Below are 25,196 nucleotides of genomic sequence, written 5' to 3'. Positions count from 1 at the left end.
CGTTATTGGGCGGTTTTATCAAATTTGCCCAGCACATCGCGCTCATAGGCCAGCGCTTTTTTGCGGTCAAACTTGTGTTCCCACTTGGCGATCACCAGCACCGCCAGCGCATTCCCCACCACATTTAGCGCAGTACGCGCCATGTCGAGGATACGGTCGACACCGGCGATAAACGCCAGCCCTTCCAGCGGAATGCCCACGCTGCCCAGCGTCGCCAGTAACACCACGAAGGAAACGCCAGGCACGCCGGCAATCCCTTTCGACGTCACCATCAGCGTCAGCACCAGTACAATTTCCTGCCACAGCGACAGGTCGATACCGTATAGCTGCGCGATAAAAATGGCGGCGATGCTCTGGTATAACGTGGAGCCGTCGAGGTTAAATGAGTAACCGGTCGGTACCACGAAACTGGTGATAGAGGCTGGCGCGCCGTAAGCTTCCATCTTCTCGATAATGCGCGGCAGTACGCTCTCGGAGCTGGCGGTCGAGTACGCCAGAATCAATTCATCTTTCAGAATGCGAATCAGAATCCAGATACTTAACCCGCACAGGCGCGCCACGATGCCCAGCACTACAAGCGCAAAGAAGATAATGGCAAAGTGTACCAGCAGCACCAGTTTCGCCAGCGGCCACAGCGACGCGAAACCAAAATTCGCCACCGTGACGGCGATCAGCGCAAAAACGCCCACTGGCGCATAGCGCATCACCATATGGGTGACTTTAAACATGGTTTCAGAGATGGAACGAAATACCGTCACCAGCGGTTCGCGGTGCGTTGCCGGCAGGGATGACAACCCCAGCCCAAACAGGACCGAGAAAAAGATAATTGGCAGCATATCCCCTTTGGCCATCGATGCGATGATATTGGTCGGCACCAGCGACAGTATCGTCCCCATCAGCCCATGCGCATGACTTTGTACTTCCGCCGTGGTGTTCTGGTATTTCGAAATATCGACGGTCGCCAGTTGCGACATATCAATGCCTGAGCCTGGCTGAAAGACATTCGCCAGCGTAATGCCGAGGATAATCGCCACCGTGGTGATCAGTTCAAAATAGAGAATGGTTTTGGCGCCGATACGGCCTAGCTGTTTCGCATCGCCAACGCCGGCGATGCCGACAATCAGAGTCGAGATCACGATCGGCACGACGATCATTTTAATCAGGTGGATAAAGATATCGCCAGCAGGCGACAGCAGGTTGGCAATCAGCCATTCACGACTGTCACTGTGATAATGCAGATAGCTGCCCAACAGAATGCCCAGCACCATAGCCAGCAAAATTTGCCAGGCCAGGCTGACTTTCAAATTTTTCATAACAACAGACTTCCTCGATGAAGCGTTGCTCTCCGCCGAAAGCATGAGAGCAATACATACTGAAAGGGTATGATTTGTGTTGCGTTGGTTTGTAGAGTTTTTTAACGCGCATAATCAGTATCATTTGCATAGCGTCTTGCGCAACCCTTTCATAACAGGGCTTTTGGCTGTTTTTATGCATAATAACGCGAGTTTATGGCGTTAATGATGAATAACTATTTGTTATGGAAAGTTTTTTACTTCGTCAAAAACGAATAATACACTGAGGTAATTAATTTTTACTTGTGTCTCATTCGCCGTTTTTTTAAACAGCACACATGACAAAAGTCACAAAAAAGAAAAAATTATTTCTGCCGATTTTGTAACAATTTAGCCAAATTAATGGCCTCTACCAGCTGCGCGCGGTTCACTCGCGGCGAGTTGGCATCCAGTAAGGTTTGCCACAGCGACACGGCTTGCGCATAATCCGCCTGCATAAACGCATCCGCCGCCAGCAGCATCTGCGCGGTCACTTCTGTCGCATCCAGCGCTAACGCTTTATTAATCATTTCACGCGTCGCAGGCGTCATATGTTGCCCGGCCTGGTAATACAGCACCGTTGCCAGCGCGGCGAAAAGCTGCGCGTTATCGCCTCGCAGACGCAACGCCTGACGATATGCCAGCAGCGCATTGTCATACGCATTGCGATAGAGATAATACTCGCCCAGCCGTGCCCATTGCTCGCTATCCTGCGGATTGGCGCGGATTTTTTCTTGCAGCCTGGGAAGCTGCGCCTCTGGCGTTTGCGGGTTCGTAAAGTCACGTAGCGGATCGGCCAGACGCTGTTGCTCGCTACGCACAGCCTGCCATTTCGGCGTCAACAGATAGCCGCCGACACAGGCAGCCACCATCAACACCGCCGCAGCCGCCAGACGCTTTACGGGCATGGGACGTAACGGCACAGTGGAGTGTTCAGACTGGCTCATTGTTCCCCCTCTCCTGCGTGCTGACGCTTTCTCACCCGCCAGGCCACCACGCCCACCAGCAATAACAGCAGGTACGGCAGCGCCCACAACAGCAGCGTTTGCTCATTCAACGGCGGGTTGTAGCGTACGAAATCACCATAACGGTCGGTCATCCAGGCGGTGATTTCCGCTTCGCTTTTACCTTCGGCCACCATGCTGTAAACCTGATGGCGCATACTGACCGCCACGGGCGCATTGGATTCCAGCAAATTCTGGTTCTGACACTGCGGACAGCGCAGTTGACTGGCAATAGATAGCGCTTTTTCCTGCTGTTGTGGATTGTCAAAGCGCCAGGTATCCACCACTTGGGCGTGGGTGGCGAAGGTGATTAAAAACAGGACGATCGTTAAGAGTAAAAACTTTCTGCCGGATGGCGCTACGCTTATCCGGCCTACGGTTTGCGCATCCTGTAGGCCGGATAAGGCGTTTACGCCGCCATCCGGCAACGCTGTGAGTAATTTACGCGTCACGCTTCCTCCCCCGCCATCCGCTCAGCAGCGCTCCACACACCATCAACAATCCCCCACCCCAGATCCAGCGCACGCCGGTCTGCACGTATAAGCGCATGGCGTAACGATCCGGTCCGTTTTTTTCGCCCATCACCGCGTACCAGTCATGTAGCAGGTTCCAGTGAATCCCCGGCTCCATCATCTGTTGACGACGCGCGGCATAGAAGCGCCTTTCAGGCTGCAGGCTACCGATACGCTGCTCATTTTGCCACAACGTGATCAGCGCTTTTTCACTGGTGTAGTTACCTTTGGCTTCCAGGTCGAGACGCTCAAAACGGAAAATGTAGCCCGCCAGATCCACCTGCTGCCCGGGGCTCAGATTCAGGCTTATCTCCTGACGACTACCGCTGGAAAAGACGATCCCTGCCGCAAACACCAGTACCCCGGCATGCGCCAGCAGTGCGGGAAGCTGACAACGCAAAGAGACTTTGCGGCTTCTGATTGTCGCCAGTACGATAACCAACAGCATCAGCAGGCCAAAGGGCAGCGTGGCGCGGTTAAAGTACGGTGCGCCCACGGAGAGCCGCCCCCAGCCAAACAACCCGTAAATCACCGGATAGAGCGTGCCAATCAGCACGATGAGTAGCACCGCGCAAAAAAGTAATAGCGCGACCAGAATCAGCATCTCGCGCGACCAGCCGCCAAAACGTGCACTCAGGCGAACTTGCTGGCCTCGCCAGGCGTACAACCCCAGCGACGCCAGGCTCAATACGCTAAACAGCGCAAACAGCGGCGCGGCACGCACGTTATCCAGCGCAAAGGCATGTACCGAAACAAGAATGCCGGAACGCACAATCAGCGTCCCCAGCAGCGATAAGATCAGCGTGACAATCGCCAGCAGCAACGACCAGTGGCGGAAGATCCCACGCTGACGCGTGACAAACAGGCTATGCAGCAGCGCGCTGGCGGAGAGCCAGGGTAATAAGGAGGCATTTTCGACCGGGTCCCAGAACCACCAGCCGCCCCAGCCCAGCTCGCAGTAGGCCCACCAGGAACCGAGGATTATCCCCAGCGTCAGCGCACACCAGCCGGGCAGCGCCCAGCGCCAGCACACCCAGGCGCTCTGCGCGTTAAAGTCACCGCGCAGCAGTGAGGCCAGCGCCACGCCCGCGGCTACCATCAAACTACCGTAACCCAGGTACAGCAGCGGCGGGTGGAGGATTAACCCAAGATGTTGCAGCATCGGGTTAAGGTCTCGTCCTTCTATAGCAGGCGGAAAAATACGTGCGAATGGATCGGACCAGACCACCACAAACAGCAGCAACAGCGCCGTCACCATTGACAGGACGCTGAGCGTCAGCGGAAACAGTGGGTCAGAATCACGCCGATAGCAAAGAGCGAACAGCGCGCTCCAGCCGGAAAGAAACAGCACCCACAACAGCAGCGACCCTTCATGGCCGCCCCACACCGCCGCCAGTTTTAATCCCCACGGCAGCAGGCTGTAGCTGTGCTGAGCAACATAGACCACCGAAAAGTCGCTGGTCAGAAAGCAGAATACCAGAATAGCAAAAGCCAGCAGCAGCAGCGCAAACTGCGTCCATATGCCCACGCTTGCCAGGCGCATCACGCCCTGCCAGCGCTGACGGACACCCATCAACACGGCAAGCGGGGTCAACACGTTGACCCCGAGGCTTAATAACAGTGCCAGAAAACCGGCTTCAGGAAGGAGAACGTCCAGATATCACCTTACGCAACGGTTAGCTGACCCGCATAGAGAATGAAAAAGCGCAGCAGCAGTACGCCAGTCAGGCTGGCGCCGCATACTGCCAGCACGCCATGAAACGTCGAACTGCGGTTGGCCCAGGGTTTTAGCAACATCGGCAGTATCAGCCCAAGCCCAGCCACGCCAAGCCAGAACCACCAGCTCCAGAATCCGCCGCCCAGTGCCGCCACCAGCGCGCGCATTTTGCCGTCATCGCCCAACGCCAGACCGACGAAGAACGCCGCCAGCAGGAAAATTTCCAGCCATACCACCGGAACCTCCATGCGATGCACAAAGCGCGCTTCAGTGCTGTGCGGGTTGCTACGATGGCGTAACGCCATGGCGATCAGCGCCACCGCCGCGCCGGAGGAAATCCCGGAGAACAGAAACAGCGCCGGCAGGATCGGGTTATTCAGGAACGGATAGGATTTCAGCGCCGACAGCAGAAACCCGGTGTACGCCCCGAGCAGAACCGCCAGTACCAGCATTAACGTCTCCAGCGCGCGATGAAACGGCGTTATTAGCGCCAACACTTTCTGCACGATCTCTAACCGCGGCAGCCAACGCTGTTGCAGGGCAATCACCTCTTTTTCAAAGATTTTCGCCAGCCACAGCACTAACACCACCATGTACAACTGGAACAGCATCACCCCCATCGACATCACCGAGGTAAAGCTGTAGTGGAACATCAGCTTCCAGAAGGTCCACGGGCGCGTCAGGTGAAAGACCAGAATCAGCAGACCAAGAATAATCGCCCCCGGCCCTAACACCAGCGTGGTGCGCAGCAGCGTGCTGTCCGAACCGCCCGCCTCCGGATGGAAGCGGCGCAGCAGAATCGCCAACGTAACCAGTCCGGCGGAGATGCCAATCAGAAACAGATAGATGGCGATGGGCCAGTCCCACACCAGTGATGCAAAATGAAATGCAGAAGCGGATGTCATTGGCTCACCTCCCCATAGTTAAAGGGAACGCGGTAGACCTTCGGTTTTGTGCCCAGCGCCAGCTTGTAACGATAGGTGGTTTTCTGCCGCAACAAACGGGAAATATCGCTGTTGGGATCGTCCAGATTACCAAACGTCAGCGCCTTCGTCGGGCATGACTCAACGCAGGCGGGCTGTTTGCCCGCTTTCAGGTTGGTTTTCCGGCAGAAATCGCATTTATCCGCCGTCTTACTGACCGGATGGATAAAGCGCACGCGGTAGGGACACGCGGCAATGCAGTACTGACAGCCGACGCAAAGGTCCGGGTTCACGTCGACAATACCACTGGCGGCATCGCGGAATGATGCCCCCGTCGGGCAGACGTCAACGCAGGGGGCATGGTCGCAATGCTGGCACGAGTGGCGGAAGAAGCGATATTTCACATCAGGAAACGTCCCCTGCGGCTCGCTGCGAATAATCGTCAGGCGCGATACGCCTTCCGGCACGTTGTTGACTTCCCGACAGGCATCCATGCAGGCCGTGCAGCCGATGCATAATGACTCATCGTGTACCATGCCATAACGCACGCCATTAATATTCAACGTGTTCGCTACAACGCGTCCTGCCATCCCACTGACCGCCGCCAGCGCGCCGACGCGGGTAATAAATTGACGTCGGGTGCAACTCATGGCTGCTCCTTAAGCAACGGAACGGACGCCGGATTAAAGTGCGGGTTAGTACGCTGATCGCTGTGGCAATCCACGCATATTTTGATCCGCCCTTTCTCGCTTAGCGTCTGCATCGTGTCTTGCTGCGGATGCAGGGAATGGCAACTGGCGCAGGTCACTTTAGTAACATGAACATCGTGCGGCCAGAACGCTTTTTGCAGTTGTTCAGGCAAGTGGCAGGACATACAGACGCTGTTCTGCTGCTCTACCGTATACATCGGGTCGTTAAAACGCATCACATCTTTCACCCCTTCACGGTGGTGAAGCGACGGTTGACCGTGGCAGTTGGTACAGGTTATCGGCAATTTATTGTTCGGGTTGATAGCGCCCGTATGTTTACCGTGCATACCTTCGGTGTCCGGCTTGTGACAGTCCAGACAGGCAGCATCCGGATTACGCTGCTGGGTGACCGTCCAGCGTTGATCCGACTCCTGCGGCGTTGGCGTGGCAGTAATTCCACTCAGGCTCCAGAACAGGCCTGACGCCAGCACCCCAGCAGTTAATAACGAACGTAATACGCTCATATTCACTCCATTACATAATGCCTGATAGCGCGCAGCTTTAAGGCCTACAAGACTTCTGTAGGCCGGATAAAGCGCTTGCGCTGTCATCCGGCAAATTTGTCACATGTGAGGTTATTGGCTTAACAGACCGTTTTTACGCGCCTGATCTTCCCACTGCGGTACGACCGTTTTCAGGAAGTCCTGCTTCTCCGCGTTGATTTGTTGCATATTCAAACCAATCGCTTTCTGCGCCTTCTCTTTCGTCGAAATATCCGGCAGCGGAATTTCATGGGTAATGCCTTTGGTCGCCAGCAGTCGCGCCAGTTTAGTACGGGCATCCGCGGCTTTATCCATCGCACTGCCTAACATCCGTAGACCTTCTTCCGGGGCATGCATATGAATACCGTGTGACGCAATCGCCAGATCCCAACGCCACTGCGCGTGGCGAATATCGTTCAGAATCGGTTTCATTTCCGCGTCTGTCGCCCCCGCATCCCATGCGGCTTTCGCTTCGAAGTGCGCATGTACCAGCTGATCTTCAACCTTGATTTTCAGGTCATGAATCGCCTGTTTACGCTCGGCGACCACTTTTTGCAGGGACGCTTTGTCCTGGGTGTGGCAGTTGGCGCAGGTTTGCGCGAAATTGTCGAACGGGTTGCCGATTTTATGGTCGGTGTAGAGCTTGCCTTCGGCGTTCTGTACTTTCGGCATGTGACAGTCGATACAGGTCACGTTGTTCTTACCGTGAATGCCCGCGCTCCAGGTTTCATATTCCGGGTGCTGCGCTTTGAGCATTGGGGTTTTCGACAGCGAGTTAGTCCAGTCGGAGAAGGCGATGGCGTCGTAGTATTGCTCCATATTTTCGACCTTCATGCCCTCATCCCACGGGAACTTAACGGCTTTGTTTTTACCGTCAAAGTAGTACTCCACGTGGCACTGACCGCAGACCATCGATTGCTGATCAAAGCGACCGGCTTTCTCAAACGGTTTGCCGATAGCCTCCATCGCCCGTTCAGCATAGGGGCGCGACAACGTTAACGCTGGCTTCCCCTGGGCGAAATCGTCCGACGCGGTGTTATGACAGTCGGCACAGCCTAAATCGTTGACAATTTCCGGGCCGCCTCGCGCCCATTTGCCATGGAAGTAGCCGTCTTCGCCTTCTTGTTGGATAAGGCGCGCGACATCGGGGCTTTTACAGCTCCAGCAGGCCATCGGCAGCGGGCCGTCTTCCGCCGTTTTTGGCGCGCCGGTACGCAGTGTTTCGCGCACGTCAGTTACCGCATACGCGTGGCCGCGTGGTTTGTTGTAGTCACGGGAGAAGGGATAGCCCGCCCACAGGATCACCAGACGAGGGTCTTCCGCCAGCGCATCTTCACGGGCAGACTGTTCTGACGTCGCTTTCCATGACTGATATTGGTCGGGGTGTTGAGGCGCGAACATTTCATTTTTCGCTTCAACAGTAACGGTTTTTGCGGATTCAGGCGTTTGCTCAGCGTAAACAGAGGTAATGAAGAAAAAAGGAAATATAAGGCTGAAGAAACGGCGTGCGCGTAGTGTTTTCCTTGCCATAGAGGTCTCATCCAGATTGCGCCATTATCTTTAATGGCGATTTTTTATCGTTTTCCATAACAGCAACCGCACAAATACTGTTATTACATTGATCTCCTCTATGTGTAACAAATAACCACACTTAAAATGTTGTCTTTAATCAATTGTAAGTGTATGTAAAATACCACTTTAGAGTTAGTAACCTGGACAAAACTCCCTCTCTTTTCTGATTTCCGGACACGGATCACTTTTTTAAAAAATTTCATATAACGTCATGTTATCCCGAAAATTTATCTAATTTTGCGGGACACAATCAAAAAATAGATTGCTGCTTATTTGCACAGTTCCCTTTTTGCGTGATCTGTCGCCCAAATACTAAACAAAACTTATTAAGACCCTACATTTAACGTTTATGCGACATATTATTAACATCCTACAAGGAGAACAACAGCATGAGCCAAACACATAAACACGCCATTCCCGCCAACATTGCGGATCGTTGCCTGATAAATCCAGAGCAGTATGAGACTAAATATAAACAGTCTATTAACGACCCCGATACGTTTTGGGGCGAACAGGGAAAAATTCTCGATTGGATCACGCCGTACCAAAAAGTGAAAAACACCTCCTTTGCGCCAGGCAATGTATCGATTAAATGGTACGAGGACGGCACGCTGAATCTGGCGGCGAACTGTCTTGACCGCCATTTGCAGGAAAATGGCGATCGCACCGCCATTATCTGGGAAGGCGATGACGCGTCGCAGAGTAAACATATCTCTTATCGCGAACTGCATCGCGATGTCTGCCGTTTCGCGAATACGCTGCTGGATCTGGGCATTAAAAAAGGCGATGTGGTAGCGATTTATATGCCGATGGTGCCGGAAGCGGCGGTGGCAATGTTGGCCTGCGCCCGCATCGGCGCGGTGCATTCGGTGATCTTCGGGGGATTCTCGCCGGAAGCCGTCGCCGGACGCATTATCGACTCCAGCTCGCGGCTGGTGATCACCGCTGACGAAGGTGTACGCGCCGGACGCAGTATCCCGCTGAAAAAGAATGTCGATGACGCGCTGAAAAACCCGAATGTCACTAGCGTTGAGCATGTGATCGTCCTGAAGCGCACCGGCAGCGACATTGACTGGCAAGAAGACCGCGACCTGTGGTGGCGCGATTTGATTGAAAAAGCCAGCCCTGAGCACCAGCCTGAAGCGATGAATGCCGAAGATCCGCTGTTTATCCTTTATACCTCCGGCTCCACCGGCAAGCCGAAAGGCGTGCTGCACACCACCGGCGGCTATCTGGTCTACGCCGCGACCACCTTTAAGTATGTCTTTGATTATCACCCTGGCGATATTTACTGGTGTACCGCCGATGTGGGTTGGGTGACGGGGCACAGCTATCTGTTGTATGGCCCGCTGGCCTGCGGCGCGACCACCTTAATGTTTGAAGGCGTGCCGAATTGGCCAACGCCCGCTCGCATGTGCCAGGTGGTCGACAAACACCAGGTCAACATTCTTTATACCGCCCCGACGGCTATCCGCGCGCTGATGGCGGAAGGCGATAAAGCCATTGAAGGCACCGACCGTTCTTCACTGCGCATTCTGGGTTCCGTCGGCGAGCCGATCAATCCCGAAGCGTGGGAATGGTACTGGAAGAAGATCGGCAAGGAAAAATGTCCGGTCGTCGACACCTGGTGGCAGACTGAAACAGGCGGTTTTATGATCACGCCGCTACCAGGCGCTATCGAACTGAAAGCCGGTTCCGCCACCCGTCCTTTCTTTGGCGTACAGCCTGCGCTGGTGGATAACGAAGGCCATCCGCAAGAAGGCGCGACGGAAGGCAATCTGGTCATCACCGATTCCTGGCCGGGCCAGGCGCGCACTCTGTTCGGCGATCATGAACGTTTTGAGCAGACCTATTTCTCTACCTTTAAGAATATGTATTTCAGCGGCGACGGCGCTCGTCGCGATGAAGACGGCTATTACTGGATCACCGGTCGCGTGGATGACGTGTTAAACGTCTCCGGCCACCGTCTGGGTACGGCGGAAATCGAATCGGCGCTGGTGGCGCATCCGAAGATCGCCGAAGCGGCGGTGGTGGGTATTCCACACGCTATCAAAGGCCAGGCGATTTACGCTTATGTGACGCTCAACCACGGCGAGGAGCCGTCGCCAGAACTGTACGCGGAGGTGCGCAACTGGGTACGTAAAGAGATTGGCCCACTGGCGACGCCGGACGTGCTGCACTGGACCGACTCACTGCCAAAAACCCGTTCCGGCAAAATTATGCGCCGCATTTTGCGCAAAATCGCGGCGGGCGATACCAGCAATCTGGGCGATACCTCGACTCTCGCCGATCCTGGCGTGGTGGAGAAACTGCTCGAAGAGAAGCAGGCCATCGCGATGCCGTCATAACCATAAATGCCGGATGGCAACGCGAAAGCGTTTTATCCGGCCTACGACCCTACCCCTGCCCTCTCTCAAACCGGGAGAGGGAAATATAAAAAACCCTCCCCCAAAGGATTTCGTGTTACAGGAAGGCGGCAAGCGAGCACACCCTCAGCAGCATAGTTCAAGTTCACTATGTGGCTGGGGCGCGCGAGTGCGGCCAACGCGCCTGTAGCGCGAAAGACGCAGGGGGACCTCTGGAGAGCTCTGTGATGAATGACCAAATTTATCAGCGGATAGAAGACAGTGCGCGTTTCAGGGAATTAGTTGAAAAACGGCAACGGTTTGCCACGATTCTGTCGGTTATCATGCTGGCGGTTTATATCAGCTTTATTTTACTGATCGCCTTCGCGCCTGGCTGGCTGGGCACGCCTCTACATGCGGGAACCAGCGTCACCCGAGGAATTCCCATTGGCGTCGGGGTGATTGTGATTTCTTTTGTGTTGACCGGAATTTATATCTGGCGGGCGAACGGCGAATTCGATCGTCTTAATAACGCCGTACTGCATGAGGTGAAAGCATTATGAAGAGAGTTCTGACGGCGCTCGCCGCCGCACTCCCCTTCGCCGCTCATGCGGCGGATGCCATTAGCGGCGCGGTTGAACGCCAGCCCACCAACTGGCAGGCGATTATCATGTTTTTGATTTTCGTCGTGTTTACGCTCGGTATTACCTACTGGGCCTCTAAACGCGTACGTTCCCGTAGCGACTACTACACCGCTGGCGGCAATATCACCGGGTTCCAGAACGGCCTGGCGATTGCCGGCGACTATATGTCTGCCGCGTCATTTCTCGGCATTTCCGCGCTGGTGTTTACCTCCGGTTATGACGGGCTGATCTATTCGCTGGGCTTCCTTGTCGGCTGGCCAATCATCCTGTTTTTGATTGCCGAGCGCCTGCGTAATCTGGGACGTTATACTTTTGCTGACGTTGCCTCTTATCGCCTGAAACAGGGGCCAATCCGTATTCTTTCGGCCTGTGGCTCCCTGGTAGTGGTGGCGCTTTATCTCATCGCCCAAATGGTCGGCGCCGGTAAACTGATTGAACTGCTGTTCGGCCTCAACTATCACATCGCTGTGGTGCTGGTCGGCGTGCTGATGATGATGTACGTGCTGTTCGGCGGGATGCTGGCGACAACGTGGGTGCAAATTATCAAAGCCGTCCTGTTGCTGTTTGGCGCCAGTTTTATGGCCTTTATGGTGATGAAACACGTCGGCTTTAGCTTCAATAATCTGTTTACCGAAGCCATGGCGGTACACCCGAAAGGCACAGCGATTATGAGCCCAGGAGGGTTGGTACAAGATCCGATTTCGGCGTTGTCGTTGGGTCTGGGACTGATGTTCGGCACCGCCGGCTTGCCGCATATTCTGATGCGTTTCTTTACGGTCAGCGATGCTCGCGAAGCGCGCAAGAGCGTGTTCTATGCCACCGGTTTTATGGGCTATTTCTACATTCTGACCTTTATTATCGGTTTCGGCGCTATCATGCTGGTGGGGGCGAATCCCGCCTATAAAGATGCGGCGGGCGCGCTGATTGGCGGCAATAACATGGCGGCGGTGCATCTAGCCAACGCGGTAGGCGGCAACCTGTTCCTCGGCTTTATTTCGGCAGTGGCGTTTGCCACCATTCTGGCAGTGGTCGCCGGTCTGACGCTGGCGGGCGCATCGGCGGTGTCGCATGACTTGTACGCCAACGTGTTCCGCAAAGGCGCAACCGAACGTGAAGAGCTGAAGGTGTCGAAAATCACCGTCCTGGTGCTGGGCGTGATCGCCATTATCCTCGGCGTCCTGTTTGAAAATCAGAACATCGCCTTTATGGTGGGCCTGGCGTTTGCTATCGCCGCGAGCTGCAACTTCCCCATCATTCTGCTTTCCATGTACTGGTCAAAACTGACCACGCGCGGCGCTATGCTGGGCGGCTGGTTAGGTTTACTGACAGCGGTGGTGCTGATGATTCTTGGCCCTACCATTTGGGTGCAGATCCTCGGCCATGAAAAAGCGATCTTCCCGTATGAGTATCCGGCGCTGTTCTCTATCAGCGTGGCGTTCCTGGGGATCTGGTTTTTCTCGGCCACCGATAACTCGGCAGAAGGCAACCGTGAACGTGAGCAGTTCCGCGCTCAGTTTATCCGCTCCCAAACGGGATTCGGCGTACAACAAGGGCGTGCGCATTAATCTTACCGTTTCCTCCGGCCCCGTGGGTCGGAGGAAAATCAGAACATCACCCTCGCCACCAGCGGGGCTGCCAGCACCATCACCACGCCGGACAGCATCATGACCAGACTGGCGACGACGCCCTCCTGCTGACCAAGTTCATAGGAACGCGCCGTGCCCGCCCCATGTGACGCCGCGCCGAATCCTGCCCCTTTTGCCATGCCTTCCCGGATAGAGAGACGCAAAAATAGCGCGTCGCCGACCGCCATGCCAAACACGCCAGTGACGACCACGAACAGCGCCACCAGATCCGGCTGCCCGCCCAGGGGTTCTGCCGCCGCCAGCGCAAACGGCGTGGTCACGGAACGTACCGCCAGACTACGCTGAATCTCATCCGATAACGTGAACAGACGCGCCAACCAAACGGAACTGGTGACCGCCACCACCGTCGCCGTCACTACGCCCGCGGTGAGCGACATCCAGTGACGTTTGATAATCGCGAGGTTATCGTACACCGGCACCGCAAAGGCAATGGTCGCCGGGCCGAGCAGCCACAATAGCCAGTGCGATTCACCAATGTAGTTTTGCCAGGAGATATGACCGAACACCAGCATTAACACCAGCAGTGCCGGCGTCAACACTAATGGCATCAACGGCAATTTGCGAAAACGGCGATACAGGCGCTTATTGGCGAAGTAAATTCCCAGCGTAATCACCAGGCACAGTACGCTTAACTGAACGTTATTCACGGTTTAGCCTACTCATCTCATAGCGATACACTTTATCCACTACCCACGCCGTCGCGCCGAGTACCATTAAGGTACTGATCGCTATCACCGAGAAAATGCGCCAGCCGTCCACCAGTAACAGATGGGCATAGTTCACTACCGCCACGACGGCGGGAACAAAGAATAACAGCATCTCCGCCAGCAGCCAGCGTGCGCCTGCGCGTACCCAGCTAAGCGGAATAATCCGGCAAACGATCAGCGCCAACATAAGCACCATGCCGACCAGATTCGCGGGCAACGGCAGGTGCAGCCAGGAGACAAGATATTGGGAAAAAATGAATAAACCTGCATAGAGCAGTACCTGAACCGGTACCTGGAGTCGTTGCACAACGGCAGGCGTAACGCGGCTTATCGCCACAGCCATGAGGGAATGTCCTGAAAAATAATACGGAGCGCCAGTATAGAGAACCTCCGTCACGGGCAGAAATGAATTAAAATCATTGCAGGCATAGTCGGAAGGAATAATCATGGATATCAGAACGCTGCGTTATTTTGTCGAGGTGGTGCGCCAGCAAAGTTTCACCCGCGCAGCGGAGAAGTTATTTGTCACCCAGCCCACCATTAGCAAGATGCTGAAAAATCTTGAAGATGAGCTTAACTGTACGCTACTGATCCGCGACGGACGTAAGTTATTGCTGACCGATACCGGACGCGTGGTGTTTGAACGCGGTCTGGCGATCCTCGCTGAGTTTCGCCAGTTAGAGGCTGAGTTGAGCGATATTAACCATCTCAATAAGGGCGTGCTGCGGCTGGGTATTCCCCCGATGGTCGGCATGTTGATGGCCGGGCCAATCAGTTTGTTTCGACAACGCTACCCTGGCGTTGAACTCAAAATTTCGGAGTTTGGCGGCCTGACGGTACAGCAGGCGGTAATGAATGGCGAGCTGGATGTTGCGATGACCGCGCTCCCGGTGGAAGAAGCGAGCGGGCTGACGACGTTATCGCTGTTCAGTCATCCGCTGTGCGTGCTGGTTCCCCGTTCCGGTCAGTGGACAACCTGCGACTCCATCGCGCCTGAAGCTCTGGCGGAGCATCCTCTTCTTATCTATAACGAAGACTTTGCCCTGAGCCGCCAGTTGATGACCTTATTTAGCCAGCATGACGTAAAACCACGGATTGCCGTGCGCAGCGGGCAATGGGATTTTCTCGCCGCCATGGTGCAAGCGGGCGTCGGCATCGCCATTTTGCCGGAGCCGATTTGTCAGCGTCTGGATAAGGCCACGCTGCGCTGGCTACCGCTGGAAAGCGATCTCCGCTGGCAGTTGGGCATGATTTGGCGAGAGGGCGTGTATCTGTCGCACAGCGCCCGGGCATGGTTAACCTGTTGCGAAGGGTTTTGGCTGAAACAACCGTAAGCCATGGGTTAAGACCCTTGCCGGATGGCGGCGCAAGCACCTTATCCGGCCTACTTGTAGGCCCGGTAAGCATGGCGCCACCGGGCCACAAGGACTACTGATTTTCTATCAGTAGCGCTTCCATCAAATCCAGGTCGTGCAGCAGCTTTTGCAATGTTTCATTGCTGATTTCTCGCGTGGCGCGCAGATGATACAACTCGGCGCGTTCGGAACGCAGCGCCGCCAGACGGAAACGTCGCTCCAGGTTTTCTTCCTGTATGGAGCTTTCGACATCGTTTCGCCCATCGGCACGGCGACGCAAGTTACCAATGACACGCGAGCTTACTTCAGTAAGCAACTGATTATCGATGTTTTCTTCGGTATCCGCCGCCAGACGCTCTTCCATTTTCTGAATGGCAACAATCGCCACTTCCGCCGTCGCCGCGCGGGCGATACGCTCCTCTTTCAACTGTTGCGCATGATCGGCGACTTCCAGATGTTGCAACAGCAGCGGCAGCATGATCACGCCGACAAATAACGAGAACAGAATGACGCCAGCCGCCAGGAATACCAGTTCATAACGCGCCGGAAATCCGCTGCCATCCGGCAAAAGTAACGGTATAGAGAGCACACCAGCCAGGGTGATCGCCCCACGAACGCCAGCGAAGGAAGCAATCAGAATTTCACGCGACGTCCAGCTGGCAAACTCCATCGGTTTCTTCTTCAAAAAGCGCAGGCTGAACTTTTTCATGGTCCACAGCCAGCCGAAGCGAACCAGCATCAATGCCGCATAAATCAGCACGATATCGGTAAAGAGCATCCAGGTTTCGACATTCGGGTCAGCTTCCGCCGCCGCCAGCGAAGATTCCAGAATACCCGGCAATTGCAGTCCCAACAGCAGAAAGACCATACCGTTAAAGACAAATTCCAGCATCGCCCAGGTACTGTTCGCACGCAAACGCATTGCCAGCGGCGCGCGGCGCATTACGCCAGAACGGGTGATGGTCATCCCGGCGGCAACCGCGGCCAGGATGCCTGAGACGCCAATATGTTCGGCAATCAGGTAAGACGCGAAGGGCAGCAGAAACAGCAGGACGATTTGCGTCGCGGGTTCATCGCCGCCCCAGCGGCTCAAAAAACGCAGCGAGCGGCCATACAGCCAACTGACCACAAAACCCGCCAGAATACCGCCGATAGCGACCTTAAAAAACTCCAGCGTCGCGCCGCCGACGGTAAAGACCATCGTCCCCATCGCCACCGCGACGGCGAATTTCAGCGATACCAGACCGGAGGCGTCGTTCATTAACGCCTCTCCCTGCAGAATGCCCATGATTTTTTTCGGGATACGCCCCTCGCCCACAATTCCGGAGAGCGCTACCGCATCGGTCGGCGACAGCACGGCGGCCAGCGCAAAGGCGGGGATCAGCGGAATGCCGGGCACCAGCCAATAAATCAGGAAGCCGATTCCCACGACCGTTACCAGGACCAGCGCCAGCGCCAGCCCGAAAATCTCTCGTCCATGCTCAAGAAATTCACGGGTCGGCGTCTTCCAGCCATCCGCAAACAGCAGCGGCGGAATAAACAGCACCAGGAAGAGTTCCGGGTCGAATTCCACATGCAAACCAAACGTCGGCCACGCCAACAGCGCGCCAACGGCGATCTGCATAAGGGGTAAAGGAAGCTGGAAGGGTAATACACGCGTAAATACCCCCGACAGCGAGACCACAAGGGTCATGATGAGTATTGTGAAGAAAATTTCCATGCGTTCCCTGTTTGCGATGTTTTTTATGATGGAGAGAGGCATCATGCCTCGGTTTCACCTTCTTCAGATTAACGCAAAAGGTAACGTGATGTGTCCTGAAAATGAAAACGGGCGACCAACGCCGCCCGTTTTTCAGAATGAAGGCAGAGCTAGATAGCCCAGCCGCCGGCATAAAAAGCGACCAGCGCGACCGCAATGACGACAGTTCCGATATTCAGCTTACGCCATTCACCGGAAACCAGACGCCCGACGACCAGCGTGGCAAAGCCAATCATAATCCCGGTGACAATGTTACAGGTCAGTACAATAAATACAGCCGTTACCAGCCCCGCCATCGCATCGACGAAATCAGCAAAATCGATTTTCGCCACGTTACTCAGCATCAGCAGACCGACATACATGAGCGCCGGGGCGGTTGCGTAGACGGGAACGAGATAAGAGAGCGGCGAAAGAAACAGGATCAGCAAAAACAGCACGCCCACGGTAATCGCCGTCAGGCCCGTTTTACCGCCCGCCGCCGTACCGGCCGCAGACTCGATATACACCGCGGCGGGCGCTGCCCCGACCAGGCCGGAGAAAACGCTACTCAGGGAGTCGGTGGTTAGCGCTTTGCCGCCATCGATAATTTGTCCGTCTTTGTCCAGCAGATTAGCCTGCCCTGCGACCGCACGGATCGTGCCGGTCGCATCAAACACCGCCGTCATCACCAGCGCCAGTACGCTTGGCAGAACGACAGGGTTTAACGCGCCCATAATATCCAGGCTGCCGATCAGCGAGTTGCCGTTTTCATCGCTCAACGAAGGCATGGCGAAAATGCCGGAAAAATGGACGTTAGGATCGAAGAGCAAACCCACAATAGAAATGCCAATAATGGTCAACAGAATGCCGCCGGGGACTTTCAGCTTTTCCAGGCCGAGAATAACAGCCAGACCCACAAGCGACATAATAACCGGGAAGGTGTCGAAATCGCCCAGCGCGACCGGCAGGCCATCCAGCGGATTTTTAATGACCAGGCCGACGCCGTTGGCGGCAATCAGCAACAAAAACAGGCCAATACCGATACCGGTTCCGTGGGCCACGCCCTGTGGCAAGTTACGCAAAATCCAGCTACGAATGCCGGTGGCGGAGATAACGGTAAACAGTACGCCCATCAGGAATACGGCGCCAAGCGCGACCGGGACGCTAATATGCTGCCCCAGGACCAGGCTAAACGCGGTAAACGCCGTCAACGAGATAGCGCAACCGATAGCCAGCGGCAGATTCGCCCAAAGCCCCATAACGATAGAGCCGACGCCTGCGACCAGGCAGGTCGCTACAAAGACGGCAGCAGGCGGGAACCCGGCTTTACCCAGCATCCCTGGCACCACGATGACGGAGTAAACCATCGCAAGAAACGTGGTTAAGCCAGCAACGACTTCCTGGCGAACGGTGCTCCCGCGTTGTGAAATTTTAAACCAGGCGTCGAGTGAACCGCCGGTACGCGCTGAAGGCGTAGACATAGAAAACATCCCCTGAGAATTTATTATTCGTCGGTATACGTGGGAGGTAATCCACTAACAGCGCAACGTTATCTCCTTGTGCTACATTTACGACAACCGGGGCGCCGCAAAAAAGCAAACGTTTAGCTCCACGTATACAAAACGGGTGGCAAAAAAAAGCAAACGATTATCCAGCGATCATCAACGCTTTTTCAACTGAACTTTGCCGCTTTTTATGCTTTTCTGCTTAGTATGCTCAATAAATAGCCAGACGATGCGCAAACGTTATCGTCCCTGCGCAATCCAGCAACAATTTTTCGCATCGCTGTTAGCAAATACGTTGCGCAATCTGCTCACAAAAACGCCATTATCCGCCGGGAATGGTAAACGGACCGCCCTGCTGAATCGCTCGCTGCCAGGCTGGACGCATTTCTACCCGCGCTTTCCATGCGTTGATATGGTCGAGATGAGCGATTCCGCCTCGGGCAAGCAGCGCAAATAGCGGGAAGCTCATCTGGATATCCGCCATACTTAACTGCTCTCCGGCAAACCAGGGGTGATTTGCCAGATGCCCGTCAATAAAGCGCGCATGGGTTTCCAGTTGCGGATTGAGGTACGCTTTTTGCGCGCCCTTACCGATAACGCCGCCCAACGTTCGCAGGCCCAATGGTACCGGCGGTTTACCCAGAGAGGTAAAGAGCAGTCTCATCAATAGCAAGGGCATGAGCGAACCTTCAGCGTAATGTAGCCAGAATCGATAGTGTTGTTTTCCCTGCGCATCCGCAGGCTTAAAGCGTCCGATACTGTCGTAAGTGTCCTGCAAATATTCCAGGATGGCGCCCGATTCCGCAATAACCATACCGTAATCTTCGATAACCGGAGACTTGCCCAGCGGATGCACTTTTTTCAATGCCGGCGGCGCCAGCATGGTCTTTTCACGCTGGTAACGCACAATCTGGTAAGGCAACGCCAGCTCTTCCAGCGCCCAGAGGATGCGCTGCGAACGAGACTGATTTAAATGGTGCACCGTCAGCATGGCTGTCTCCTGTAAGGTATGCCAACTAACTATAGAAAATTATGGCAGTTGCCGTAAAAATTTCGGCTAAAAAATCAGCATTTCGCTGGCGAACAGGGCGTCGTCGCTTACACTTACAGTATCAACACAAACCGGAACCTCCACCACGTGCTCGATATGAGGGGTGTTGACGTCGGGGGAAACCCTCCTGTAATCAGCGGGATAGAGCGAAAGACAAAGACCGGAAACAAACTAAAGCGCCCTTAGCGGCGCTTTAGTTTTAGGTGAACTCAGCCCGATGGCCGAGTGCATGTTAATCATCTTCAAGCAGCCGGGCACCCGTCCCGTGTTCGCCAAGCCTGTCGCCTGGATTTCGCAGCGGACAGTCGCTACGCGATAAACAGCCGCAGCCGATACAACCGTCCAGCTCATCGCGCAACGCCACCAGCGTATGAATACGTCGGTCTAACTCTTCGCGCCACTGCGAAGAGAGCTGCTTCCACTCTTTCGCGCTTAACGTATGCCCCTCCGGCAAGATACCAAACGCGTCGCCGATAGTTGCCAGCGGGATGCCGATACGCTGGGCGATCTTGATAATCGCGACATAACGCAACACGTCACGCTTGTATCGCCGTTGATTACCGCTATTACGGATACTGGTAATTAGCCCTTTGCTTTCATAGAAGTGCAGGGCGGACACAGCAACACCGCTACGTTTCGCAACTTCCCCCGGCGTCAGTAAGGCTTTTAAACGGGGAGATTTTTTTTCCATAAATCGCTTTACCTCAAGTTAACTTGAGGAATTATACTCGCCCGCAGACAAAACGACGAATCGAATACTGTTTAAGAGGCAACAATATGTCGCATCAGCAGATAATTCAGACCCTTATCGAATGGATTGATGAACATATCGACCAACCGCTAAACATTGATGTGGTGGCAAAAAAATCGGGCTACTCCAAGTGGTATTTGCAGCGGATGTTTCGTACGGTAACGCATCAAACATTAGGCGAGTATATTCGCCAGCGCCGTCTCCTGTTGGCGGCCGTTGAGCTACGAACGACCGAGCGCCCGATTTTTGATATCGCGATGGACCTGGGCTATGTATCGCAGCAAACCTTCTCGCGTGTATTCCGCCGCGAGTTCGATCGCACTCCCAGCGATTACCGTCACCGCCTGTAGGGCCTCTGCCCGCGTATCGTCAGAGGCGCGGGCGTTTGTTGTAACCAGGCGATGAATTCCTGCGGTGGCAACGCCTTCGCAAAGTGCCATCCCTGACAATACTGAACGCCGCGTTTTAGCAACCAGCTAACCTGTTCAGCCGTTTCAACCCCCTCAGCAATGATTTTTAGCCGCAAACTTTGCGCCATTTCAATAATATGTTCCACAATCAAATGGCTGGCGCTATTAGTGGTTAGCGTGTCGACAAAAGATTTATCAATTTTTAAAAGGTCGACATTTAATGAGTACAGGTTATGCAAGTTCGAATAGCCGGTACCAAAGTCATCAATTGCCACCTCGTATCCCGCCTGGCGAAACGCCTGAATAATCGGCGTCATTTTAGGCACATCAATAAATCCGCGCTCAGTCACTTCAACCTTTATCTGTTGCGCAAGCACTGAATGCTGACGCGTTTTTTCATGAATCATCACAATTAGTCGGGAAGAGAGAAAATCGGCGGCAGAGAGATTGATAGAGACATAAAGATGCGGGTGCGCGGCCAGAAAACCACCTAAATCATTAAATACCTCTTCGACGACATAATCGGTGATCTGCTCAATCATCCCCTCTTTTTCCGCCAGCGGAATAAATTCGCACGGGCTCATCACCGGACCGTGATAGCCCGGCCAACGCAATAGCGCTTCGGCACCTACACATGTCCCGTTTCGGATATCAATGATCGGCTGATAATGAAGGCAAAGCTGGTGCCTGGTAATGGCCCGTTGCAGCAATCGACGCGGTGAGTAATATGCCTGCCGGGATCGTGACCACATAAATAAGACGATAATGCTACAGATGATCCCTAACGGTAGCGTTAACGTAAGCTGATGAAAGAGGTTCTGGTAAAAGCGTTGCTTTGAGGTTGACACAATCGCGGCAACCGGTCGTTTTGCTGATTTAACCAGAGTATAAAAACGCTCACCCTGTTGGAACACAGGTTCACTCCGTCGTACCAAAGGTAATAGCTGATCAGCCTGCGCCTGTTCACTCAGGGAGAAAAAGGTGTTGGTCACCGTATCATACATTCCCCAGGCCAACGCCGGATCGTCTGACATCACCTCGCTATAAGATAAGGGATTGATAACCGCGACATAGTTTCCCCGCTGCATATATGTCATTTTATAACCGTTGAAAAAAGGCGTATCACGATAGTAATAAATAGCGATGTCAGGCTTTCGTTTATAGTCAGCGCGGGGAATAAAATAAGGACTTGTTGGCGTCATAACCGTAGAGCATAGAAAACGCTGGCCCTTAGCATAAATCAACTCATTAATGTACAAACGACCGCGGATAATATTCAGCATTCGCTGTTGATGGGCTGGCGTACAGGCTTGCCCCTGATATTGTTCAGCGGCATCGCGGGCTAAATCTGCTTGCAGGATAACCCGCTCCGTTTTATCTAATACCAACTGCGCAAATGAATGTAACTGATTTCTGGTTTCAGAGACTGCCCGGATATGAGCAAACCAGATCGCCAGCAATACAGGAAGTAATACCACAATGATCGTTCCGAGAAATCTCAACACCTTGCGTCGTGTGCTTTGACTCATTTTCAGCCTATTTCCCTGCATTATTTGTGACTATTGTTGGCAAAATAAGACGTGAACCAAACGGAGGTTTACGGTGCATGAATTTATCAATATTAGCAACAGACTTTTACCGATCAACATTTACCATTAATAACTACGCGCAATCTCTTTCGCATACCAGGCAGGACGCTAAATATTTTTGATAATATCAGATTTATACTCAAGTAAACGATGGGGTATACATCTTTACTCCTTTCTTTTGATAAATAACTTGATATTTTTATCAGGTCTGAATTTCACGAAAAAAAATAAAAGAGTAGTAATAATACATCTTTGCTTTCCGGCAGTTTCTCTACGGACGCACAGAGGTCACACAAAAAATAAGGTTATAAAACGCACAAAAAATACATTGCCGATCTGGCGAACAAGCCTGTTTTTGTGATATAGTTCACAAAAACAATGAAACAGAAACAATGTTTCATTCGATGTTGATGTGACGTCCGTCGATAGCCAGAATATCCCATGCTTCCCGGGAGCAACGCCGCGCTGTCCTGGACAAAGGTCTATTCAGAGGAAATGTTTCATGGCTGCCATAACCACTGGTGTCGTTCTTCTCCGCTGGCAACTGCTGAGCGCCGTGCTCATGTTTTTAGCCAGCACGCTCAATATCCGTTTCCGTAAATCAGATTATATTGGTCTGGCGGTGATCAGTAGCGGTCTGGGCGTGGTATCCGCCTGCTGGTTTGCCACCGGTTTACTCGGTATTACCATGATGGATCTCGCTGCGATCTGGCATAACATTGAAGCCGTAATGGTCGAAACGATGAGCCAGACCCCGCCAGAATGGCCGATGGTGCTGACCTGATAGGCTATCGCTGCCGCTGAAGCCGCCCACCGGTTATCTCAACGCGGAATCGCGCGCCAGGGGTAGCCTTGCGAACCATCACGTCCCTCGCATTGCCGTTGATGAGGGCCGCCAGGTGTGGTTATCCAAAAATGGCAAGTGGAATAGCCCTAACAGAATCGAGCTAAACTTATTGAAGACATTGCCGACTCGTTAAATGACAAAAAAGACCCGTTTGTGCAACGGGTCTTTTTTATTAAGCAGTACCACCTGATAACAGCGACAAGCGCTGCTTATTTTACATTAATAATTTATCCGGAGAACAATCACGGATTATTTTTCCACCTTTCATTACCAGAACCCGGTCAAAATACTTTATCAGATATCGACGATGCGTCACCATGATCAACGTTTTCCCATGAATAAACTCATCTAAGTTATCAAAAATTTGCTTCTCGGTATTCTCATCCAGATTTGATGTTGGTTCATCCCATAAAAAGACGCTGGCGTTACTGCTCAGACTACGTGCTAATAATAACTGCTGCTGCTGTCCGGATGACAGGTTTTTAGCCATAAAATTCACCGGAAACTTCAGCCCCATAGGATGTTGCAAGATAAAACCACAGTTCGCCAGATGAAGCGCCTTGAGTACCCGGCCCCTGTCGTTTTGCGGTTTTAACGCGAAATTACTTTCAATGGTTCCGGTGAATAAAACATCATGTGTCGTCACCACGCTTAAATGCTGAGAAAAAAAGTTCTGCGATAAATGTCCTAAGTTATATCCATCATATAAAATGGCACCGTCTGTTGGCGAAAGGTAGCCAGATAGCATTCCCAGTAATGAGCTTTTTCCTGCTCCGCATTCGCCTACCACCGCGACACGTTGCCCCGCAGGTATGTCTATAGACAGTCGGTTAATAATCATCGGAGATTGAGCATCATACTGATAACTCACACCCCGAATAGAAATATCGCCATTGCACTTTGATATTGACTGTAATGCCGGTGTTTTTTCTGCCTGATCTTCATCAAAAAAAGAAAGCAGATCCTTACCGGTTTTTTCTGCTGATAAAATAGAGATTAATGTAGAAGAAAAATTCGAAATGATCCCGGAAATACGGCCAGAGACAATGACAGATGAAACAATTGCGCCAGTAGTAACATCACCCTTGATTACCATAAAAAAGGCTATTACCATAATAGTTATTTGGGTAATAGATGACATACTCCCCAATATAGATTGATAGATAAGATTTAATTTCCTTATCTTCAGGTTAAGATACGACTGTTCATTTGATGTATTAACCCAATCAAAAAGTAAACCTTGATTATTTAAGGTATGGATCATTTTAATAGATAAGAAAACTTCTGAGATAAAAATATTCCTGTTCTTCTGTCCTTCTTTTTGTTTGTTCATTAACTCATTAGTATAATGGTGGTTAACGAGGGAAATAATAATAGAGACGATAAACATGGTAACAGGGACAATAACGACCAGACCTAAATTTACATATATAACAATGAGAAATATAATAAATATTGGAATATCGGCTATACGTTGAAAGATCGAGTTTAATAAAACGGGTTTAATTTTCTGAAACTCATTCCATAGCACAAATGCTGATGACATGGATCTGCCATTTTTCTTTTTACTATAAAGTACCGCTTCAAGAAATGCGATATCAATATCGACATCATCCTGCCTTGCTGTGATAGACTGATAAATATCTTTCGAAGTACGAAGGATAAACTCAAAAACAATAAATACAGCAACAATTATAGCCACGCCAAATAAAGATGAAACCGAAGCACTTGGAACAAGCTTATCATAGAACAGATTACTAAATACTGGGATAGTTAACGCAAAAATTGCCATAAAAAGAGATGAAAAGAAATATTTAGTATAAAAAATCTTGTTCATCGATAAAGAGTTTTTTATGATATTTTTTACTCTTATACTATCAACAACTTTATTTAAAGGTAGTATGCTAAATGCAGATAACTCTTTTAAGTATTCATCTTCAATTTCAACATAACAGAGTTCACCGCGCGCGTTTACCAACTTTATTTTTTGCCCGCCGCTCACACACACCATCCACTTCATTTCTGGTGTTAATAGTAAAATCGGCATAGGCTCATTTAGTAAATCCTCGCCATTATTAAATAATATATCCTGTAGAGAAAGCCCTAACGACAAAAAGAAATTCTTCATTTGTATAGAGTCGTCAGTGTTATTTCTGTCGTACTTTTTAAATCTTAAATTTATATCATCCTCTTTGATGTCAATTTTTATGTTGAATTTTTTAGACACTATAGATAATGCCGTTTCCGCACTTAAATAATAAGGTTCTAGTTTTTTATCCATAAGTAAACCCCCTCACCCAAAGGTGAGGGGCCTCCGT

General features: G+C 52.3%; 20 protein-coding genes and 1 pseudogene. 6 read left to right on the top strand and 15 right to left on the bottom strand.

Annotation, left to right across the window (positions count from 1 at the left end):
• Positions 1–2 precede the first annotated feature (2 nt).
• The 7 genes and pseudogenes from gltP to nrfA form a co-directional block, all read right to left on the bottom strand.
• On the bottom strand, positions 3–1,313 hold the full coding sequence (gene gltP, locus ACLJNW_RS14420; protein WP_000793278.1) for a glutamate/aspartate:proton symporter GltP: 1,311 nt from the start codon (positions 1,311–1,313) through the stop codon (positions 3–5).
• A gap of 344 nt (positions 1,314–1,657) precedes the next feature.
• On the bottom strand, positions 1,658–2,278 hold the full coding sequence (gene nrfG / locus ACLJNW_RS14415) for a heme lyase NrfEFG subunit NrfG (RefSeq protein ID WP_001621630.1): 621 nt from the start codon (positions 2,276–2,278) through the stop codon (positions 1,658–1,660).
• Positions 2,275–4,504 (bottom strand): annotated as a pseudogene (gene nrfF, locus ACLJNW_RS14410) (heme lyase NrfEFG subunit NrfF). Before nrfF ends, nrfG begins: the two are co-directional and overlap by 4 nt.
• Before the next feature lie 8 nt (positions 4,505–4,512).
• Positions 4,513–5,469: a cytochrome c nitrite reductase subunit NrfD gene (nrfD, locus tag ACLJNW_RS14405; RefSeq protein WP_023204807.1), complete on the bottom strand. Its 957-nt coding sequence runs from the start codon at positions 5,467–5,469 to the stop codon at positions 4,513–4,515.
• Positions 5,466–6,137, bottom strand: a complete 672-nt coding sequence (gene nrfC, locus ACLJNW_RS14400) for a cytochrome c nitrite reductase Fe-S protein (protein ID WP_001278025.1) — start codon at positions 6,135–6,137, stop codon at positions 5,466–5,468. Before nrfC ends, nrfD begins: the two co-directional genes overlap by 4 nt.
• On the bottom strand, positions 6,134–6,700 hold the full coding sequence (nrfB, locus tag ACLJNW_RS14395) for a cytochrome c nitrite reductase pentaheme subunit (protein ID WP_000115065.1): 567 nt from the start codon (positions 6,698–6,700) through the stop codon (positions 6,134–6,136). Before nrfB ends, nrfC begins: the two co-directional genes overlap by 4 nt.
• Positions 6,701–6,811: 111 nt before the next feature.
• Entirely contained in the window at positions 6,812–8,248 is a 1,437-nt protein-coding gene (nrfA, locus tag ACLJNW_RS14390) for an ammonia-forming nitrite reductase cytochrome c552 subunit (RefSeq protein ID WP_023193496.1), read from the bottom strand.
• A gap of 431 nt (positions 8,249–8,679) precedes the next feature.
• On the opposite strand from nrfA, the gene acs reads away from it, so the two are divergent.
• The 3 genes from acs (at position 8,680) to actP (ending at position 12,844) form a co-directional block, all read left to right on the top strand.
• Positions 8,680–10,638, top strand: a complete 1,959-nt coding sequence (gene acs, locus ACLJNW_RS14385; protein ID WP_000083874.1) for an acetate--CoA ligase — start codon at positions 8,680–8,682, stop codon at positions 10,636–10,638.
• A 245-nt stretch (positions 10,639–10,883) separates the two neighbouring features.
• The gene (locus ACLJNW_RS14380; RefSeq protein WP_000999620.1) at positions 10,884–11,198 is read left to right on the top strand and encodes a DUF485 domain-containing protein; all 315 of its coding nucleotides are present in this window, start codon (positions 10,884–10,886) and stop codon (positions 11,196–11,198) included.
• The gene (gene actP / locus ACLJNW_RS14375; protein WP_000832536.1) at positions 11,195–12,844 is read left to right on the top strand and encodes a cation/acetate symporter ActP; all 1,650 of its coding nucleotides are present in this window, start codon (positions 11,195–11,197) and stop codon (positions 12,842–12,844) included. The genes ACLJNW_RS14380 and actP overlap by 4 nt, the downstream gene beginning before the upstream one ends.
• Positions 12,845–12,882: 38 nt before the next feature.
• Here the strand turns inward: actP and ACLJNW_RS14370 are convergent, their stop codons facing one another.
• Both ACLJNW_RS14370 and ACLJNW_RS14365 read right to left on the bottom strand, forming a co-directional pair.
• A complete protein-coding gene (locus ACLJNW_RS14370; RefSeq protein ID WP_001067096.1) occupies positions 12,883–13,572 on the bottom strand; it encodes an LrgB family protein in 690 nt (229 codons plus the stop codon).
• Positions 13,565–13,975 (bottom strand): CidA/LrgA family protein, encoded by a 411-nt coding sequence (locus ACLJNW_RS14365; RefSeq protein WP_000257347.1) that lies wholly within the window; start codon positions 13,973–13,975, stop codon positions 13,565–13,567. Before ACLJNW_RS14365 ends, ACLJNW_RS14370 begins: the two co-directional genes overlap by 8 nt.
• Positions 13,976–14,078: 103 nt before the next feature.
• Here ACLJNW_RS14365 and ACLJNW_RS14360 point away from each other — a divergent pair, with 103 nt between their 5' ends.
• Positions 14,079–14,966, top strand: coding sequence for a LysR family transcriptional regulator (locus ACLJNW_RS14360; protein WP_000354962.1), 888 nt, complete (start codon positions 14,079–14,081; stop codon positions 14,964–14,966).
• A 94-nt stretch (positions 14,967–15,060) separates the two neighbouring features.
• On the opposite strand, the gene ACLJNW_RS14355 is transcribed toward ACLJNW_RS14360, so the two are convergent.
• The 4 genes from ACLJNW_RS14355 to soxR form a co-directional block, all read right to left on the bottom strand.
• Positions 15,061–16,707, bottom strand: coding sequence for a Na+/H+ antiporter (locus ACLJNW_RS14355; protein WP_001536604.1), 1,647 nt, complete (start codon positions 16,705–16,707; stop codon positions 15,061–15,063).
• Positions 16,708–16,856: 149 nt separating this feature from the next.
• The gene (gene ghxP / locus ACLJNW_RS14350; RefSeq protein WP_000106907.1) at positions 16,857–18,206 is read right to left on the bottom strand and encodes a guanine/hypoxanthine transporter GhxP; all 1,350 of its coding nucleotides are present in this window, start codon (positions 18,204–18,206) and stop codon (positions 16,857–16,859) included.
• 346 nt (positions 18,207–18,552) lie between these two features.
• Positions 18,553–19,221, bottom strand: coding sequence for a glutathione S-transferase family protein (locus ACLJNW_RS14345; protein ID WP_000958581.1), 669 nt, complete (start codon positions 19,219–19,221; stop codon positions 18,553–18,555).
• A 292-nt stretch (positions 19,222–19,513) separates the two neighbouring features.
• The gene (gene soxR, locus ACLJNW_RS14340; protein WP_000412686.1) at positions 19,514–19,972 is read right to left on the bottom strand and encodes a redox-sensitive transcriptional activator SoxR; all 459 of its coding nucleotides are present in this window, start codon (positions 19,970–19,972) and stop codon (positions 19,514–19,516) included.
• Positions 19,973–20,058: 86 nt separating this feature from the next.
• Here soxR and soxS point away from each other — a divergent pair, with 86 nt between their 5' ends.
• Positions 20,059–20,382: a superoxide response transcriptional regulator SoxS gene (gene soxS, locus ACLJNW_RS14335; protein WP_000019483.1), complete on the top strand. Its 324-nt coding sequence runs from the start codon at positions 20,059–20,061 to the stop codon at positions 20,380–20,382.
• Here soxS and ACLJNW_RS14330 read toward each other — a convergent pair.
• A complete protein-coding gene (locus ACLJNW_RS14330; RefSeq protein WP_023207270.1) occupies positions 20,370–21,971 on the bottom strand; it encodes an EAL domain-containing protein in 1,602 nt (533 codons plus the stop codon). The genes soxS and ACLJNW_RS14330 overlap by 13 nt on opposite strands.
• Before the next feature lie 562 nt (positions 21,972–22,533).
• On the opposite strand from ACLJNW_RS14330, the gene ACLJNW_RS14325 reads away from it, so the two are divergent.
• On the top strand, positions 22,534–22,815 hold the full coding sequence (locus ACLJNW_RS14325; protein ID WP_000719058.1) for a YjcB family protein: 282 nt from the start codon (positions 22,534–22,536) through the stop codon (positions 22,813–22,815).
• A gap of 277 nt (positions 22,816–23,092) precedes the next feature.
• On the opposite strand, the gene siiF is transcribed toward ACLJNW_RS14325, so the two are convergent.
• Positions 23,093–25,159, bottom strand: coding sequence for an SPI-4 type I secretion system protein SiiF (gene siiF, locus ACLJNW_RS14320; RefSeq protein ID WP_000358577.1), 2,067 nt, complete (start codon positions 25,157–25,159; stop codon positions 23,093–23,095).
• Between the last annotated feature and the right edge of the window lie 37 nt (positions 25,160–25,196).

This window comes from Salmonella sp. SAL4457 (assembly GCF_046548235.1).
In the GTDB taxonomy this organism is placed as follows: Bacteria; Pseudomonadota; Gammaproteobacteria; order Enterobacterales; family Enterobacteriaceae; genus Salmonella; species Salmonella enterica.
The sequence above is the reverse complement of the archived record's forward strand: the minus strand, read 5'-3'. Positions and strand labels throughout refer to the sequence as shown.

What these genes read in the sequence shown, in the direction of transcription:
- gltP (WP_000793278.1), bottom strand. Translation starts at nt 1,313, where the DNA reads ATGAAAAATTTGAAAGTCAGCCTGGCCTGGCAAATTTTGCTGGCTATG.
- nrfG (WP_001621630.1), bottom strand. Translation starts at nt 2,278, where the DNA reads ATGAGCCAGTCTGAACACTCCACTGTGCCGTTACGTCCCATGCCCGTA.
- nrfD (WP_023204807.1), bottom strand. Translation starts at nt 5,469, where the DNA reads ATGACATCCGCTTCTGCATTTCATTTTGCATCACTGGTGTGGGACTGG.
- nrfC (WP_001278025.1), bottom strand. Translation starts at nt 6,137, where the DNA reads ATGAGTTGCACCCGACGTCAATTTATTACCCGCGTCGGCGCGCTGGCG.
- nrfB (WP_000115065.1), bottom strand. Translation starts at nt 6,700, where the DNA reads ATGAGCGTATTACGTTCGTTATTAACTGCTGGGGTGCTGGCGTCAGGC.
- nrfA (WP_023193496.1), bottom strand. Translation starts at nt 8,248, where the DNA reads ATGGCAAGGAAAACACTACGCGCACGCCGTTTCTTCAGCCTTATATTT.
- acs (WP_000083874.1), top strand. Translation starts at nt 8,680, where the DNA reads ATGAGCCAAACACATAAACACGCCATTCCCGCCAACATTGCGGATCGT.
- ACLJNW_RS14380 (WP_000999620.1), top strand. Translation starts at nt 10,884, where the DNA reads ATGAATGACCAAATTTATCAGCGGATAGAAGACAGTGCGCGTTTCAGG.
- actP (WP_000832536.1), top strand. Translation starts at nt 11,195, where the DNA reads ATGAAGAGAGTTCTGACGGCGCTCGCCGCCGCACTCCCCTTCGCCGCT.
- ACLJNW_RS14365 (WP_000257347.1), bottom strand. Translation starts at nt 13,975, where the DNA reads ATGGCTGTGGCGATAAGCCGCGTTACGCCTGCCGTTGTGCAACGACTC.
- ACLJNW_RS14360 (WP_000354962.1), top strand. Translation starts at nt 14,079, where the DNA reads ATGGATATCAGAACGCTGCGTTATTTTGTCGAGGTGGTGCGCCAGCAA.
- ACLJNW_RS14355 (WP_001536604.1), bottom strand. Translation starts at nt 16,707, where the DNA reads ATGGAAATTTTCTTCACAATACTCATCATGACCCTTGTGGTCTCGCTG.
- ghxP (WP_000106907.1), bottom strand. Translation starts at nt 18,206, where the DNA reads ATGTCTACGCCTTCAGCGCGTACCGGCGGTTCACTCGACGCCTGGTTT.
- ACLJNW_RS14345 (WP_000958581.1), bottom strand. Translation starts at nt 19,221, where the DNA reads ATGCTGACGGTGCACCATTTAAATCAGTCTCGTTCGCAGCGCATCCTC.
- soxR (WP_000412686.1), bottom strand. Translation starts at nt 19,972, where the DNA reads ATGGAAAAAAAATCTCCCCGTTTAAAAGCCTTACTGACGCCGGGGGAA.
- soxS (WP_000019483.1), top strand. Translation starts at nt 20,059, where the DNA reads ATGTCGCATCAGCAGATAATTCAGACCCTTATCGAATGGATTGATGAA.
- ACLJNW_RS14330 (WP_023207270.1), bottom strand. Translation starts at nt 21,971, where the DNA reads ATGAGTCAAAGCACACGACGCAAGGTGTTGAGATTTCTCGGAACGATC.
- ACLJNW_RS14325 (WP_000719058.1), top strand. Translation starts at nt 22,534, where the DNA reads ATGGCTGCCATAACCACTGGTGTCGTTCTTCTCCGCTGGCAACTGCTG.
- siiF (WP_000358577.1), bottom strand. Translation starts at nt 25,159, where the DNA reads ATGGATAAAAAACTAGAACCTTATTATTTAAGTGCGGAAACGGCATTA.